Origin of the sequence: Streptomyces californicus (genome assembly GCF_000717645.1) — a bacterium.
In the GTDB taxonomy this organism is placed as follows: Bacteria; Actinomycetota; Actinomycetes; order Streptomycetales; family Streptomycetaceae; genus Streptomyces; species Streptomyces californicus.
On sequence record NZ_JNZZ01000006.1, the window covers coordinates 1 to 15,089 of the forward strand.

A 15,089-nucleotide genomic window follows, 5' to 3' on the forward strand; every position below is an offset into this window, starting at 1 on the left:
CTCGACAGGCCCGCCCGAAGCCCCCGCCCCCGGCCCCGCCAGGGGCCCCTGCACGGCCCCGCCGTAGTACCCCGAGAACCCCGCCCACTCCGGCTCCGGATCCCGCGGCCCGAACGCCGCCGTCAGCAGCAGGTGGACCCCCATCGCCGCGAACGGCCACGCCAGCACCGCCGCCCACACCGCGTGCAGCTCCAGCGGGGCGTCGAACGTCACGCCCCGGCCCGCCTCCCGGGCCCGCGCCACCACGTCGGAGGAGGGCCCGAGCCAGACGCCGACGCGCCAGGCGATCAGCGAGGCGGCGAGCGCGCCGAGCGCCAGACCCACGACGACGAGGACGCCCCCGCGCCGCAGCCGCCAGAAGACGGCGGCCGCCGAGAGCGCGCCGAAGCCGAGGGCCAGCAGCACGAACGTTCCGTCCGCCCCGATCGCCTCCTCGCCCTCGCTGTTCTTCAAGAAGACGGCCGTGTCGTCGGCGACCAGCGGAACGCGCGGCGCGAGCCACAGCCACAGCAGCCCGAGCACGATGCCCGCGAGCGCGACCAGGACGGCGACGAGGGCGGCCTGACGGAGCTCCGTGGCCGTGTCCGGGTCGTCCTGGGAGCCCGAGGCGTACGCGAGGTGGGAGCCCGAGGGCGGGGCCTGCCACGGATCGTGGGGGCCGGGCTGGTCGGGCGGCGTCAGAGGTGCGGTCACCGTGCCATCGTGCCAGGCCACCCTGTGCGGCGCCTCACCGGATGCCGCACCCGTGCCCAGCGTCCCGTACCGGCGTCGGACGGCGGACGACACGCCCGCGCCACGCAGGCGGGGGACGGACCCTCGAACGCGGGGACCGGCCCCTACCGAACGGCCGCCCGCCGGTACGCCCACGTGGCGACCGCCAGCGACAGCACGCCCACCGCCGCGCAGACCGCCAGGAAGAACGCGATGAGCCCCCAGTCCGGGCGGGCGTCGAAGGAGCGGGCCAGCGCCTCGACCCCGTACGTCGAGGGCAGCAGGTCGCGCGCCCAGCCCACCGGCCCCGGCAGCCGCTCGGCGGGCAGCACCCCGAGCAGCAGGGCGGCCGACATCCCGAGCTGGCCCAGGAGCGTCGCCAGCTCCGGGCGCGGGGCGAGCAGCCCGAGGGCCGCGCCGAGCCCGGCCAGGGCGGCCCCGGAGAGCGGGACGACGGCGACCAGGACCCACAGATGGGTGAGCGGCAGCTGGAACAGCACGCTTCCGGTGATCGCGGTGAAGACCGTGCCCGGCACGGTGAACGAGGCGTACGCGGCGGCCGCCCCGAGCACCACGGCGGCGGGCGGCACCGGCAGCGTCGCGTAGTGGTCGAGTCCGCCGCTCGCCCGCAGCTGTCCGAAGTACTGGGCGAGCAGGTTGAGCGCGACGAACGCCACGACCAGGACGCTGGAGCCCGCGACCACGGCTCGCGCCTCCGCGCCGCCGTCCACGACGCCCCGCATCAGGATCATGATCCCCACGGACTGGAACGTCGCCACGAAGAGCAGCGGGATGCGCGCGACCCGCGCCCGGGAGAGCTGGGCGCGGTAGACGGCGGCCAGCGAGGGCAGCAGCCGGGCGCGCGGGGCGAGGGGGGCCGGGGCGGTCCGGGGGGAGGCCGGCCCCGCGGGGCCGGAGGCGGGGCGGACGCGCGACGGTGCGGTCCTGGCCGGAATGATGCTCGTCACCTGCGGCCGCTCCCCTCGTACACGTCCCACCCGTCCCGCCTGTCGCGTCCCTCCGGTCCGGTCACCGCGTCCACGCCGACCACCGCACGGCCCACGAGGCCCACGCCTCCCCTGCCGCCCGCACCATCCGCGCCGAACCTGCCGCTCACGCCTTCACCAGTCCCTTGGTCGCATCGGCCGCGTCCCCGCCGAGCGCGAGGTAGACATCTTCCAGGCTGGGTGTGGCCAGGGTGAAATCGTCCAGCGCGGCGAAGGCCGCGCCGCCCGTCACCGCGGCGACCGCGGCCCGTGCCTCGTCGGGTCCGAGCCGCAGCACCCAGCGCCGTCCGGACTCCTGGGCGGACGGTCGCAGCGCCGCCACCTCGGGGACGTCCAGCGGGGCCCGTTCGCGCCACACCAGCTCGACGCGGACCTCGCCGGCGACCTGTTCCTTGAGCCCGGCGGGCGTGTCGCAGGCGATGACCCGGCCGCGTTCGAGGACGGCGACCCGGTCGAGGACCGTCTCCGCCTCGATGACGTTGTGGGTGACCAGCAGGACCGTGGCCCCGCGCTCGGCCCGGCGGCGGTCGACGGCGGCCCAGACGGCGCGGCGGGCGACGGGGTCCATGCCGGTGGTCGGTTCGTCCAGGACCAGGACGGGCCGTTCCCCGACCAGGGCGGCGGCGAAACAGGCGAGGCGGCGCTGTCCGCCGGAGAGCTTCTTCAGGGGCCGCCCGGCGAGCGCGGTGAGGCCCAGCTCCTCCAGGACCGCGTCGCGTTCGGCGCGGGCCTCGCGGACGGGGAGGCCGCGCAGCCGTCCGGTGGTCTCGGCGGCGAGCGCGACGGTCAGCTCGTCGAGGGCGGTGGACTCCTGCCCGAGGTAGCCGATCAGCCGGGAGGCCCGCTCGGGGTGGCGTACGAGGTCGTGGCCCAGCACCTCGACGCTGCCGGAGTCGGGCCGCATGAGTCCGGTGAGCTGGCGGACCAGGGTGGACTTGCCGGCGCCGTTGGGGCCGAGCAGTCCGAAGATCTCACCGCGCTCGACGTCCAGGCTGATGCTGTCGGTGGCGCGGATCTCGGGCGCCGCCGGGGCGCCGCGGCGGCCCCGGGTCGCGGGATAGGTCTTGACCAGATCGCGCACCGCGCACACGGTGCCTGTGTCCCGCTGCGCCTGTGCTGTGCCCGTACTCACGAGGTACGAGGGTACGGGGTCACATGCCCCGGTTCGCGCCCGGGGCCACCCCGCGTCGCCCGTCCGCAGGGGCGGCTACTCCGCCGCCGGCACGTGCTCGGCGGCGGCCCGCACGTCGATCTCCCGCCAGAAGCCGGCCCGGATCGCGTAGCGGTCGTGCTCGTCGATCTGGTCGTCCTTGTGGGCCAGGAGCCCGAAGCGGGCCGCGTACCGCAGGAGTTCGCCGTCGATCCGGTGCGGGATGCGCGGGTACATGGTGGAGAGCTTCTGCAGGTGGACGGTCTCCGGGAGGCGTTCCATCCAGCGGCGGGCGAAGACCTGGCCCACCTCGAAGGGGTCGCCGCCGACGGTGGTGATGTCCTCCTCCCGGTCGGCCCAGCGCTGTTCGGCGCTGGTGACCTGGGCGAGGGTCGGCAGGGACGCGGTCTCCGGGGGTTCGCCGAGGCCCCCGCCGCGCTCCACCCACCCCTTGTCGGAGGACCAGCGCAGCGTGGCGCCGGCGGGCTGGTGCGGCTGCGGGCGGTCCGGCTGGGGGGCGTGGGCGCGCAGCGCGGCCAGGTCCTTGGGGGTGGGGACGCCCTTGTGGCCGGCGGCGGGCGTGTCGGGCACGGCCGGCTCGACGGCGGGGGCGGTCTCGTCCGGGGCCGGGGGGCCTCCCCGGGCGGCGGCGGCCCGGGTTGCCTCGGAGGCGCGTTCGGCGGAGGCGGCGAGGGCCGCCTCGGGCAGCGGCGCGGAGAGGATCGCGGCGATCTCGGGACGGGTGGCGGGCGGCGGCGCGCAGACGCCGCCGGTGTCCTTGGCGCGGACGGCCTTGGTGATCCAGGCCCGGTCGAGGACCCGGCGCTCGTCGGCCTCGGCGACCAGGTCCTCGGACTGGTTGTAGTCGCCGTCGGCGGCCTGTACGGCCCAGAGGTGGACGGCGACCCCGTGTTCCTTGGCGGACATCAGTCCGGGCAGCAGATCGCCGTCGCCGGTCACCAGGACGATGTCGGAGCAGGCCCGGTTGCGGGCCAGTTCGGTCAGCTCCGCGTGCATCGCGGCGTCGACGCCCTTCTGCGCCCAGCGCCCGTCGCTGCGGGTCAGGGCGCCCAGCCGTACGGTCACGCGGGGCATCACGCGGAGCCGGCGGTGTTCGGGCTGGGGCACCCGGTCGGGGGCTCCGTCGAACCAGTAGATGCGCAGCAGCGGCTGCTGGGTGTCGGCCTCGGCTCGTTCGCGCAGTCCCTGGATGAGGGCCGCGTGATCCACGGTGATGCGGGAACGCGCGGGCTCTCCGGCCAGCAGACTCGCGGCTGCGCCCAGCAAGTAGCCGGCGTCCACCAGGACGACGCAACGGTCCACGCGTTCCACCCTCTTCCAGGACTCGGGAGCGGTTCGGCGCCCGCTCCCCGGTGACCGGGCCCGCTCACCCAGGGTTTTTGTCGAGTCTGCCCGACCGCGCGGGGCTTGACGGCCGGAACTCGATCATCGGCGTGGCGAATCGGGAGAGGAATGGTGAAAGAAGGCGGAAAGGGAACGAAGCGGCGGCGGGAGCGGTGATGTGCCGACCGGAAGCCGGCCGGCCACCACGGCGCACCTTACGCACGGTAATGATCCAACATGCACGGTTTGCGGGGCTATGTGAGTCTGACAGCGGTCCTGGACAGCCAGGACTCCCCACAGGAGGCATTCACCATGGCCAAGAACAAGAACCGCAAGCAGGGCAGCCGGCACGATCGCTCGTCCGCGTCGGAGCGTAGTGCGGAGCAGGCCAAGTCGACGGCGTTCGAGTCGCAGACCCAGACCCAGACGCAGGCGCAGGTCCAGGGCAGCCCGTCCGACGTGGCGCGCAAGCACCAGCGGCGCTTCGGCCACAACTGACGCGTCGGCCGCTCGCGGTCATCATGACGAGAGGGGCGTCCCGCACCGGCGGGACGCCCCTCTCGTCAGATCCGCGCGTCGGGCTCAGCCGGCCAGGCAGGACGGGCCGAGCAGCACCTTGAGGTCGCCGAAGAGGGCCGAGTCGGCCTTGACCCGGTGCCGGTCGAGCCGCAGGACCGTCGTCTTGCGGGGGCCCTGGAGCCTGATCCGCACCTCGGTGTCGCCCCGGTGGTGGCTGAGCACCTCGCCGAGCCGGGAGACCATGGGCGGGGTGATCTTCACGGTGGGGATGGTGAGGATGACGGGCGCGTTGGTCCCCGCGTTGGAGATGTCGGGGACCTGCATCTCCATCGCGACCAGCCGGGGCACGTCCTCGCGCTTGTCGAGGCGCCCCTTGACGAAGACGACGGTGTCCTCGACGAGCTGGGTGGAGACCAGCTGGTAGGTGGCGGGGAAGAACATGCACTCGATGGTGCCCGCCAGGTCCTCCACCGTGGCGATGGCCCAGGCGTTGCCCTGCTTGGTCATCTTGCGCTGGAGGCCGGAGATGATGCCGCCGACGGTGACGACGGAACCGTCCGAGTAGTCCCCGCCGGTGAGCTGGGAGATCGAGGCGTCGGCCTTGTCGGACAGCACGTGCTCCAGCCCGAACAGCGGGTGGTCGGAGACGTACAGGCCGAGCATCTCCCGCTCCTGGGCGAGCAGGTAGGACTTCTCCCACTCGATGTCGGAGAACTCCACGTCGAGCCCGAAGCCCGGCTCGCCGCTCTCCTCCTCGCCGCCGCCGAAGAGGTCGAACTGCCCCTCGGCCTCCTTGCGCTTGACCTGCACCACGTTGTCGATCATCGGCTCGTGGTGGGCGACGAGCCCCTTGCGGGTGTGGCCCATCTCGTCGAAGGCGCCGGCCTTGATCAGCGACTCGACGGTGCGCTTGTTGCAGACGACGGCCTCGACCTTGTCCAGGAAGTCGGGGAAGGAGCTGTACTTCCCCTTCGCCTTCCGCGACCGGATGATCGAGTCGACGACGTTCTGGCCGACGTTGCGGACGGCGGTCAGGCCGAAGAGGATCACGTCGTCGCCCTGGGCGGCGAAGTTGGACAGCGACTCGTTGACGTTGGGCGGGAGCACCTTGATGCCCATGCGGCGGCACTCGTTGAGGTAGACCGCGGACTTGTCCTTGTCGTCCTTGACCGAGGTCAGCAGGGCCGCCATGTACTCGGCCGGGTAGTTCGCCTTCAGGTAGGCGGTCCAGTAGGTGACCAGCCCGTACGCCGAGGAGTGCGCCTTGTTGAACGCGTATCCGGCGAACGGCACCAGGACGTCCCACAGCGCCTTGATAGCCGCGTCGGAGAAGCCCTTCTCCTTGGCGCCCTTCTCGAAGAGGACGAAGTTCTTCGCCAGTTCCTCGGGCTTCTTCTTGCCCATCACGCGGCGCAGGATGTCGGCCTCGCCGAGCGAGTACCCGGCGACGATCTGGGCGGCCTTCTGGACCTGCTCCTGGTAGACGATCAGGCCGTAGGTGAGGCCGAGGACCTCCTTGAGGGGCTCCTCCAGCTCCGGGTGGATCGGGGTGATCTCCTGGCGGCCGTTCTTGCGCTCCGCGTAGTTCGTGTGCGAGTTCATGCCCATCGGGCCCGGCCGGTAGAGGGCCGAGACGGCGGAGATGTCCTCGAAGTTGTCGGGCTGCATCTGGCGCAGCAGGGAGCGCATGGGCCCGCCGTCGAACTGGAAGACGCCGAGCGTGTCACCGCGGCAGAGCAGTTCGTACGTCTTGGGGTCGTCCAGCGGCAGGGCGAGCATCTCCAGGTCGATGCCCTTGTTGGACTTCACCATCTTGATGGCGTCGTCCATGATCGTCAGGTTGCGCAGGCCGAGGAAGTCCATCTTCAGCAGGCCGAGCGACTCGCACTGCGGGTAGTCCCACTGGGTGATGGTGACGCCGTCGGTGTGCCGCACCCAGACGGGGGCGTGGTCGACGATCGGCTCGCTGGACATGATGACGCCGGCGGCGTGCACGCCCATCTGCCGGACCAGGCCCTCGACGCCCTTGGCGGTGTCGATGACCTTCTTGACGTCCGGCTCGTTCTCGTACATCCCCCGGATCTCGCCCGCCTCGCTGTAGCGCGGGTGCTTGGGGTCGGTGATGCCGTTGAGGTCGATGCCCTTGCCGAGGACGTCGGCGGGCATGGCCTTGGTGAGGCGGTCGCCCATCGCGTACGGGTAGCCCAGCACGCGGGCGGAGTCCTTGATGGCGTTCTTCGCCTTGATCTTGCCGTACGTGCCGATCATGGCGACCTTGTCGGCGCCGTACTTCTCGGTCACGTACCGGATCACCTCGACGCGCCGGCGCTCGTCGAAGTCGATGTCGACGTCGGGCATGGAGACGCGCTCGGGGTTGAGGAACCGCTCGAAGATCAGCCCGTGCTCGATCGGGTCGAGGTCGGTGATGCCCATGGCGTACGCCACGATCGAACCGGCCGCCGAACCACGGCCGGGGCCCACCGCGATGCCGTTGTTCTTGGCCCACATGATGAAGTCGGCGACGACGAGGAAGTACCCCGGGAACCCCATCTGGATGATGATGTCCATCTCGTACTCGACCTGCTTCTGCCGGTCGTCGGGGACCCCGTTCGGGAAGCGGCGGGCCATGCCGACCCGGACCTCCTCCTGGAACCAGGTGACCTCGGTGAAGCCCTCCGGGATCTCGAACTTCGGCATCAGGTCGCGCTTCTCGAACATGCCGGTGGTGTCGATCTGCTGCGCGACCAGGAGGGTGTTGCGGCACCCCTCCTGCCAGGCGTCGGAGGAGTCGACGGCGTACATCTCGTCCGTCGTCTTCAGGTAGTAGCCGGTGCCGTCGAAGCGGAAGCGGTCCGGGTCCGAGAGGTTCTTGCCGGTCTGGATGCAGAGCAGGGCGTCGTGGGCGGTGGCCTCGTGCGCGTACGTGTAGTGGGAGTCGTTCGTCACGAGCGGCGGGATGCCGAGCTTCTTGCCGATCTCCAGGAGTCCGTCGCGGACCCGGCGCTCGATCTCGATGCCGTGGTCCATCAGCTCCAGGAAGTACCGGCCCTCGCCGAAGATGTCCTTGTAGTCGGAGGCCGCCTGCACCGCCTCGTCGAACTGGCCGAGCCTCAGCCGGGTCTGCACCTCGCCCGAGGGGCAGCCGGTGGAGGCGATGAGTCCCTCGGACCACTGGGAGATGGTCTCCTTGTCCATCCGGGGCCACTTCTGGAGCCAGCCCTCGGCGTACGCGTCGGAGGAGAGCCGGAAGAGGTTGTGCAGCCCGGTCCTGTTCGCCGCCCAGATGGTCTTGTGGGTGTACCCACCGGATCCGGACACGTCGTCGCGCTTCTGGTGCGGCTGCCCCCACTGCACCTTGCGCTTGTGCTTGCGCGACTCCGGGGCGACGTACGCCTCGATGCCGATGATCGGCGTGACCTCCGCCTTCTGCGCCGAGTGGAAGAAGTCGTAGGCCCCGTGGAGGTTGCCGTGGTCGGTCATCGCGATGTGCGTCATGCCCATCTCGTTGGCCGCTTCGAACATGTCCTTGAGCCGCGCCGCACCGTCCAGCAGCGAGTACTGGGTGTGAACGTGCAGGTGCGTGAAGGGCGGCTTGGTCACGGCGTCGGGCCTCCGGGAAGTCGGGCGATGACGGACGGGGGGACAGCGTGGAAGTCTACGACGTGACGGAGTCGGACGACGGGCACTCCAGGCTTCCGCCGAGCGTTGGAGAAGGCGGGACACGTGTCCGTTTTGTCATGCACTCGGTCACGTCGGTCCCCGGTTCGGCCCATACGCCAGCTACAGCAGGAGGCAGCCAGAGATGTCGGAGACGCAGACCGGCGCGGAGCGGCGCGGGGAGCAGATTCTCGCCGTTTTCGACACCGCGTTCGGAGAGCTGCTGGCCGCCGATCCGGCGGCCTTCCGGGTCAAGTTCCGCAAGATGGCGGGGTCGGCCTTCGCGTTCTACCGGGGCACCGCCTGCCTGTTCTACGGCGACCTGGAGCGGGAGCGGCACGGCGGCCCGTACGTGGACGAGCGCACCGGCCGGGTGTGGATCCACGGTGATCTGCACGCGGAGAACTTCGGCACCTACATGGACGCCAACGGCCGCCTCGTCTTCAACGTGAACGACTTCGACGAGGCGTACGTGGGCCCCTTCACCTGGGACCTGAAGCGGTTCGCCGCCTCCGTGGCGCTCATCGGGTACGCCAAGGCCCTGGCCGACGAGCAGATCACCGACCTCGTCGGGACCTACGCCGCCGCCTACCGCGAGCGGATCCGCGCGCTGGCGACCGGCGCGAAGAACGACGAGGTGCCGCCGTTCACGCTGGACACGGCTCAGGGACCGCTGCTGGGCGCGCTGCGGGCGGCCCGCTCGCTCACCCGGTTCTCGCTGCTGGACTCGATGACGGTGATCCGGGACTTCGAGCGCCGGTTCGCGGACGGCGGCGGGGCGATCGACCTGGACGCGGCGACGCGGTACAAGGTGCTGGCCGCGTTCGACGGCTATCTGGAGACGCTGCCGGAGTCGAGTCTGACCCGCCCCGACTCCTACCGGGTCAAGGACGTGGTGGGCCGCCGGGGCATCGGCATCGGATCGGCCGGGCTGCCCTCGTACAACATCCTCCTGGAGGGCAACAGCGACGCCCTGGAGAACGATGTGGTGATCTACCTCAAGCAGGCGCAGACCCCGGCGGTGTCCCGGCACATCACCGACGCCGCCGTGCGGGACTACTTCCAGCACGAGGGCCACCGCACGGTGATCTCGCAGCGGGCGCTCCAGGCGCACGCGGACCCGTGGCTGGGCTGGACCGAGCTGGACGGGGCGGGCCAGCTCGTCGCGGAGGTCTCGCCGTACGCGGTCGACCTGGACTGGTCCGAGATCGACGAGGTGGACGAGATCGCGGCGGTCGTCGCGGACCTGGGCCGGGCGACGGCCACGATGCACGCGGCGGCGGACGACGAGAGCGGCCACTCGCTGGTGCCGTTCTCCACGGAGCGGGCGATCGACGCGGCGATCGCCGCCGACGAGGAGGGGTTCGCGCCGATGCTGGTCGACTTCGCCCACGACTACGGGGCGCGGGCCCGCGCGGACCACCAGATCTTCGTGGACCTGTTCCGCAACGGGAAGATCCCCGGGCTGCGGGGGCCCGCCTGAGCACGAGGCGGGCCCGGCCGCCGGGCTCCCGCCCCTCCGGAAGCCCGGGCCCGGTCCCTCGCCGGACTCTCAGCCTCTTTTAAGGTCCGCTTACCTCGGCGCATGACACACTTTCCGGCGATGGACATCTCAGGGACGCAGCTCAGGGTCGCGCGCGCGGCAATCTTCACCGCGCTCGTCGTCACCCTGTCCACGGCGTCCCACGTGCTGCTCTCCCGGGTCCCGCTGCCGCTGACCGCGGTCGGTCTGCTGGCCGCGGTGGTCTTCGCCGTGGCGTATGCGCTGGCCGGCCGGGAGCGCGGCTTCGGGGCGATCGCGGGGCTGCTGGTCCCGCTGGAGCTGGCCGCCGACACGCTCTTCACCACCGGCCAGCACCTCTGCTACGGGGCGGCCGGCGGCCCGGTCGCGGGCCCGCTGCGCGCGGTGGGCTTCGACGTGCTGTGCGGCGGCGGCGAGGTCGGCACGGGCGGGGCCCGGATCGCGGGCGTCGGCGCGGTGGGCACCCCGCTCGCCGACGTGGCCGGGGCGGGCGACCGCGCCGCCGCCCTGCTGGCGCACCCCGGGCCGGCCGTGCCGTGGCTGCTGCTCGCCGCCCATGTGGCGGTCGGGCTGCTGGCCGCGGCCTGGTTGCGGCGCGGTGAGGCGGCCCTGTCGGGGCTGGTGCGCACGGCGGCGCTGCTGGCGTTCCGGCCGCTGCTGACGGCGGTCGCGGTGGTGGGCGCGGGCGTCCGGTCGGCGGCCCGCCGCTCCCGGCCCGCCGACCGCCCGTACCCGCCGCTGACCGCCCGTTTCCTGGTGCACTGCGTGGGCCGCAGGGGCCCGCCGTCCGTGACGTACGCCGCTGCCTGAGGGGCACGGCGGGACGACGACGGCAGGACCCTTCACTCCCCGCACACGTACCGACGGAGAACGATCATGAGCAAGCGCAACACCCAGGCGAACAAGGCAGCGGCCCGTGAGCGGCTGCGCGCCGAGCGCGAGCGCCAGGCCAAGAAGGACAAGACCCGCAAGCAGCTCGTCGTCGCGGGCTCGGTCGTCGCCGCCCTCGCGGTGATCGGCGGCATCAGCTACGGCGTGATGCAGCTGAACAAGCCGGGCGCCTGGGAGGAGGCCGCCGACGCGAAGAACGTCAGCGCGCCGAAGAACACCTCGGGCAAGGACGGCACCACCGTGGTGATCGGCAAGGCCGGCGCGAAGAAGACGCTGGAGCTCTACGAGGACTCGCGCTGCCCGGTCTGCGCCACGTTCGAGCAGGGTGTCGGCGAGACGGTCTCGAAGGACGTCGAGGCCGGAAAGTACAAGGTCAAGTACGTCGGTGCGACCTTCATCGACAACACCGACAACGGCGAGGGCTCCAAGAACGCCCTGAGCGCGCTCGGCGCGGCGCTGGACGTGAGCCCCGAGGCGTTCATGGAGTACAAGGCGGCGCTGTACTCGGCGGAGTTCCACCCCGAGGAGAGCGACGACAAGTTCTCCAAGGACAGCTACCTGATCAAGGTGGCGGACTCGGTCGAGGCGCTGAAGGGGAACAAGGACTTCCAGAAGAACGTCGAGGACGGCACGTACGACGCCTGGGCGATGAAGATGTCCAAGACGTTCGACAAGAGCGGGGTGCGGGGCACGCCGACCCTGAAGATGGACGGCGAGAAGATCACGTCCGAGGGCAGCGACAACGCCCCGATGACGGCCGACGAGTTCACCAAGGCCGTCGACAAGGCGCTCAAGGCGTAACGTCCCGCGACGTCGTGGAACCCGGCGTTCCCGGGCGGCTCGACCGCCCGGGAACGCCGGGTTCTCCGCGTTTCTACAGCGTGGCGAGGAAGCCGAGCGCGACCTTCCAGGTCTGCTCGGCGGCCGCCTGGTCGTAGTCGTGCCGGTCCGGGTCGGTGAACAGGTGCCCGGCCCCGGGGTAGCGGTAGATCTCCACGTCCGCTCCGGTGCGCCGCATCTGGAGGTACCAGCTGTTCAGCCAGTCGTGGGACTCGAAGGGGTCCGGGTCCGCGACGTGCAGCTGGACCGGCAGCTCGTCCACCGAGGCGTTCTCCGCGATGTCCGACGTGCCGTGGAACAGCAGCAGCCCGCGGGCCTTCGCGTCGCCGAGCGCCAGGGTCTGCGCGGTGGCCGCCCCGAGGGAGAAGCCGGCGTAGACGAGTCCCTGGTCGGAGTAGGGCGCGGAGGCCAGCACGGCCCGCTTCAGCAGCTCGTCCTTGCCGACCGCGTCCTTGTGAGCCATGCCCTCTTCCACCGTGTCAAAGGTGTGCCCCTCGAACAGATCGGGCACGCGCACCTCATGGCCGGCGTCCCTGAGGCGTGCGGCTGCCGCGTGCACGGCGGGCGTCAGCCCGTACGTCGAGTGGAAAAGCATGATGTTCATGAGGCCCATGGTGCCATTCGCACCCTTCGAGGGCCGCCCTACAGCTGGGAGGACGAGCGAATGGAGAGCGTGCTGCGCCCGCTGATCGTGATCGGCGGTTCCGTGGTGGTCACGCTGTTGGCCGGCTGGGCGGTCGACCTGCTTCTGCGGCGGGCCGACAGCCGTCACCACGAGACCCCGCTGTGGGGGCTGCTCCGACGCTGCCGGCCACCCTTGCAAGTGGTGATCATCACGGCGCTGCTGCGCGGAAGCTACCGCCAGACGAAGATCGACTGGGTGTGGGAGCACCGGGCCGGCATCGGTCAGGCGCTGTCCCTGGTGCTGATCGGTGCGTCGGCCTGGCTGGTGGTGCGGGCCGCGGCGACGGTCGTGGAGGCGAGCTACGCCCGGTACGCGACGTCCACCCGCGACCCGGCCCGGGTCCGCCGGGTCCGCACGCAGGTGACGCTGATCCAGCGGGTCGTCATAGCGGTGGTGACGGTGGTCGCGATCGCCGCGATGCTCCTGACCTTCCCCCCGATGCGGGGCGTCGGCACGTCGATGCTGGCCTCGGCCGGTCTGCTCGGCATCGTCGCCGGTGTCGCCGCCCAGTCGACCCTCGGCAACCTCTTCGCCGGGCTCCAGATCGCGTTCGGCGACATGGTGCGGATCGGCGACACCGTGGTGGTGGACGGCGAGTGGGGCACGATCGACGAGATCACCCTGACGTTCCTGGCGGTCCGGACCTGGGACGAGCGGCGGATCACGATGCCGGTCTCGTACTTCACCAGCCAGCCGTTCGAGAACTGGTCGCGCGGCGGGGTGCAGATGACCGGCACGGTCTACTTCCACCTCGACCACTCCGCCCCGGTCGCCGCGATGCGGAAGAAGCTGCGGGACATCCTCGGGGACATCGCCGCCTGGGACGGCCGGGACTGGTCGCTGGCGGTCACGGACACCACGCCGTCCACGATCCAGGTGCGGGCCGTGGTCACGGCGAAGGACGCGGACGACATCTGGACGGTGCGCTGCGCGGTGCGCGAGCAGCTGATCGGCTGGCTGCGGGACCACCACCCGTACGCGCTGCCGCGGATCGCCACCTCGCCCGCCGCCCTGCCGCCGGGCGAGCAGTGGGCGGAGCTGACCGGCGCCGGGGTCCGGCCGCGCCGCAACGGGACCTCGTCCCCCGCGGAGCCGGCCCCGCGCACGGGCCGCGGCTGACCGGAGCCCGGGGCGGGCGCCCCGGGCTCACCGCAGCGAGCGGTAGTCCAGGTACTGCAGCACCCGGTCCACGACCTCCGGGTCGGAGCCGGGCTCGCTGCGCGCGGAGAGCACTTCGTGGCGGGCGGCCGACATCATCTCGCGCTGGACGCGGCTGATCGCCTTGAAGCGCTCCGCCCGCTTGGCGACCGCCTCGCGCCGCTCCTCGTCGACCATGTCGGGGCTGATCCGGGCGCCGATGTCGTACGCGGCGCGCTGGAGCCGCTCCACCACCTCCTCGGGGAACTCCTCGACCTCCTGGATCTCCTTGAGCCGGTACTTGGCGGCCTTGGCGGCCCGGATCGCGAGGTCGCGCTCCAGGGCCTCCTCGGCGGCGGTGTCGGCCCGGACGTTCAGCTTCCGCACCAGCCAGGGCAGGGTGAGCCCCTGGAAGACCAGGGTGGCCATGATCACGGCGAACGCGATGAAGATGATCTCCTCGCGGCCGGGGAAGGGCTGCCCGTCGTCGGTCTCCAGCGGGATCGCCAGCGCCAGGGCGACGGAGGCCACCCCGCGCATCCCCGCCCACCACATCACCACGGTCTCGCGCCAGCTGGTGGGGATCTCCTCGCTGACGTCGCGCCGGGTGTGCAGCCGTTTGGCCAGCCAGGTTGCGGGGAGCAGCCAGAGCAGCCGTACGCCGACGACGACCGCGACGACCGCGAGCCCCCAGCCGACCATCTCCAGGGCGTGCCCGTCGGCGGTGCCGAACACCGTGTGCAGCTCCAGGCCGATCAGCCCGAAGGCCACGCCGGTGACGAGGGTGTCGACGATGTCCCAGAAGGTACGTCCGGTGAGCCGGCCCAGCACGTCGTCGGCGTCGGCGGTGTGCTCGGCGAGGAACAGGGCCACGGTCAGCACGGCCAGCACCCCGGAGCCCTCCAGCTCCTCGGCGAGGACGTAGGCGACGAAGGGCACCAGCAGGGTCAGGCCCACCTGGAGCGTGGCGTCGCCGAGCAGGTTCATCAGCTTGATGGTGACCCAGCCGAGCGCGAGGCCGACGGCCACCGCGACGACCGCGGAGAGGACCAGCAGCCCGAACGCCTCGGGGAGCGAGAAGGTGCCGCTGACGGCGGCGGCGATCGCCACGTGGTAGAGCACGATGGCGGTCACGTCGTTGAAGAGGCCCTCGCCCTCCAGGATCGACACCAGCCGCCGCGGCAGCCCCACCGAGCCCGCCACGGCCGTCGCGGCGACCGGGTCGGGCGGGGCGACGAGCGCGCCGAGCGCGACGGCCGCGGCGATCGGCAGCCCCGGCACGATGGCGTTGGCGACCGCGGCGACGGCGGCCGTGGTGACGAACACGAGGGCGACGGCCAGCAGGAAGATCGGGCGCCGGTTGGCGGCGAACTGCCTCCAGGAGGTGCGCTGCACCGTCGCGTAGAGCAGCGGCGGGAGCAGGGCGGGGAGGATGATCTCCGGCGGGATGTCGACGTTCGGGACGAACGGCATGAACGCCATCGCGACGCCGGCGAGGGTCATCAGCACCGGGGCGGGCAGCCCGAGCCGGTCGCCCAGCGGCACCGTGACCACGGCTCCGAGCAGCAGCAGGAGCAGGAGGGACATCTGTTCCACGGGTGGCCTTCCGGAGCGTGCGGGTCCGGC

At 71.8% G+C, this 15,089-nt stretch carries 12 protein-coding genes; 5 read left to right on the forward strand and 7 right to left on the reverse strand.

Features of this window, described 5'->3' with window-relative positions; all coding sequences use genetic code 11:
- From IF19_RS0109365 to IF19_RS0109385, 4 genes are all read right to left on the reverse strand, one after another.
- Positions 1–714: hypothetical protein (locus IF19_RS0109365; RefSeq protein ID WP_030289940.1), on the reverse strand; the 714-nt coding region annotated here is incomplete at its 3' end.
- A 122-nt stretch (positions 715–836) separates the two neighbouring features.
- On the reverse strand, positions 837–1,679 hold the full coding sequence (locus tag IF19_RS0109370) for an ABC transporter permease (RefSeq protein ID WP_030117758.1): 843 nt from the start codon (positions 1,677–1,679) through the stop codon (positions 837–839).
- Positions 1,680–1,824: 145 nt separating this feature from the next.
- Positions 1,825–2,808 (reverse strand): ABC transporter ATP-binding protein, encoded by a 984-nt coding sequence (locus IF19_RS0109380; protein ID WP_030117759.1) that lies wholly within the window; start codon positions 2,806–2,808, stop codon positions 1,825–1,827.
- A 117-nt stretch (positions 2,809–2,925) separates the two neighbouring features.
- Positions 2,926–4,200, reverse strand: a complete 1,275-nt coding sequence (locus IF19_RS0109385; RefSeq protein ID WP_030117760.1) for an NYN domain-containing protein — start codon at positions 4,198–4,200, stop codon at positions 2,926–2,928.
- Between the two features lie 324 nt (positions 4,201–4,524).
- On the opposite strand from IF19_RS0109385, the gene IF19_RS0109390 reads away from it, so the two are divergent.
- Complete coding sequence (locus tag IF19_RS0109390) at positions 4,525–4,710, forward strand: hypothetical protein (protein WP_030117761.1); 186 nt, start codon at positions 4,525–4,527, stop codon at positions 4,708–4,710.
- A gap of 84 nt (positions 4,711–4,794) precedes the next feature.
- Here the strand turns inward: IF19_RS0109390 and dnaE are convergent, their stop codons facing one another.
- Positions 4,795–8,331: a DNA polymerase III subunit alpha gene (gene dnaE, locus IF19_RS0109395; protein ID WP_030117762.1), complete on the reverse strand. Its 3,537-nt coding sequence runs from the start codon at positions 8,329–8,331 to the stop codon at positions 4,795–4,797.
- 202 nt (positions 8,332–8,533) lie between these two features.
- On the opposite strand from dnaE, the gene IF19_RS0109400 reads away from it, so the two are divergent.
- The 3 genes from IF19_RS0109400 (at position 8,534) to IF19_RS0109410 (ending at position 11,602) form a co-directional block, all read left to right on the forward strand.
- Positions 8,534–9,871, forward strand: a complete 1,338-nt coding sequence (locus tag IF19_RS0109400; protein ID WP_030117763.1) for a DUF2252 domain-containing protein — start codon at positions 8,534–8,536, stop codon at positions 9,869–9,871.
- 120 nt (positions 9,872–9,991) lie between these two features.
- Positions 9,992–10,720: a hypothetical protein gene (locus IF19_RS0109405; protein WP_030277290.1), complete on the forward strand. Its 729-nt coding sequence runs from the start codon at positions 9,992–9,994 to the stop codon at positions 10,718–10,720.
- A gap of 66 nt (positions 10,721–10,786) precedes the next feature.
- Positions 10,787–11,602: a DsbA family protein gene (locus IF19_RS0109410; protein ID WP_030117766.1), complete on the forward strand. Its 816-nt coding sequence runs from the start codon at positions 10,787–10,789 to the stop codon at positions 11,600–11,602.
- Positions 11,603–11,675: 73 nt separating this feature from the next.
- Here the strand turns inward: IF19_RS0109410 and IF19_RS0109415 are convergent, their stop codons facing one another.
- Positions 11,676–12,254: a dienelactone hydrolase family protein gene (locus IF19_RS0109415; RefSeq protein WP_030117767.1), complete on the reverse strand. Its 579-nt coding sequence runs from the start codon at positions 12,252–12,254 to the stop codon at positions 11,676–11,678.
- A gap of 51 nt (positions 12,255–12,305) precedes the next feature.
- Here IF19_RS0109415 and IF19_RS0109420 point away from each other — a divergent pair, with 51 nt between their 5' ends.
- The gene (locus tag IF19_RS0109420; protein WP_030117768.1) at positions 12,306–13,445 is read left to right on the forward strand and encodes a mechanosensitive ion channel family protein; all 1,140 of its coding nucleotides are present in this window, start codon (positions 12,306–12,308) and stop codon (positions 13,443–13,445) included.
- Between the two features lie 27 nt (positions 13,446–13,472).
- Here the strand turns inward: IF19_RS0109420 and IF19_RS0109425 are convergent, their stop codons facing one another.
- Positions 13,473–15,059 (reverse strand): Na+/H+ antiporter, encoded by a 1,587-nt coding sequence (locus tag IF19_RS0109425; RefSeq protein ID WP_030117769.1) that lies wholly within the window; start codon positions 15,057–15,059, stop codon positions 13,473–13,475.
- Positions 15,060–15,089 lie beyond the last annotated feature (30 nt).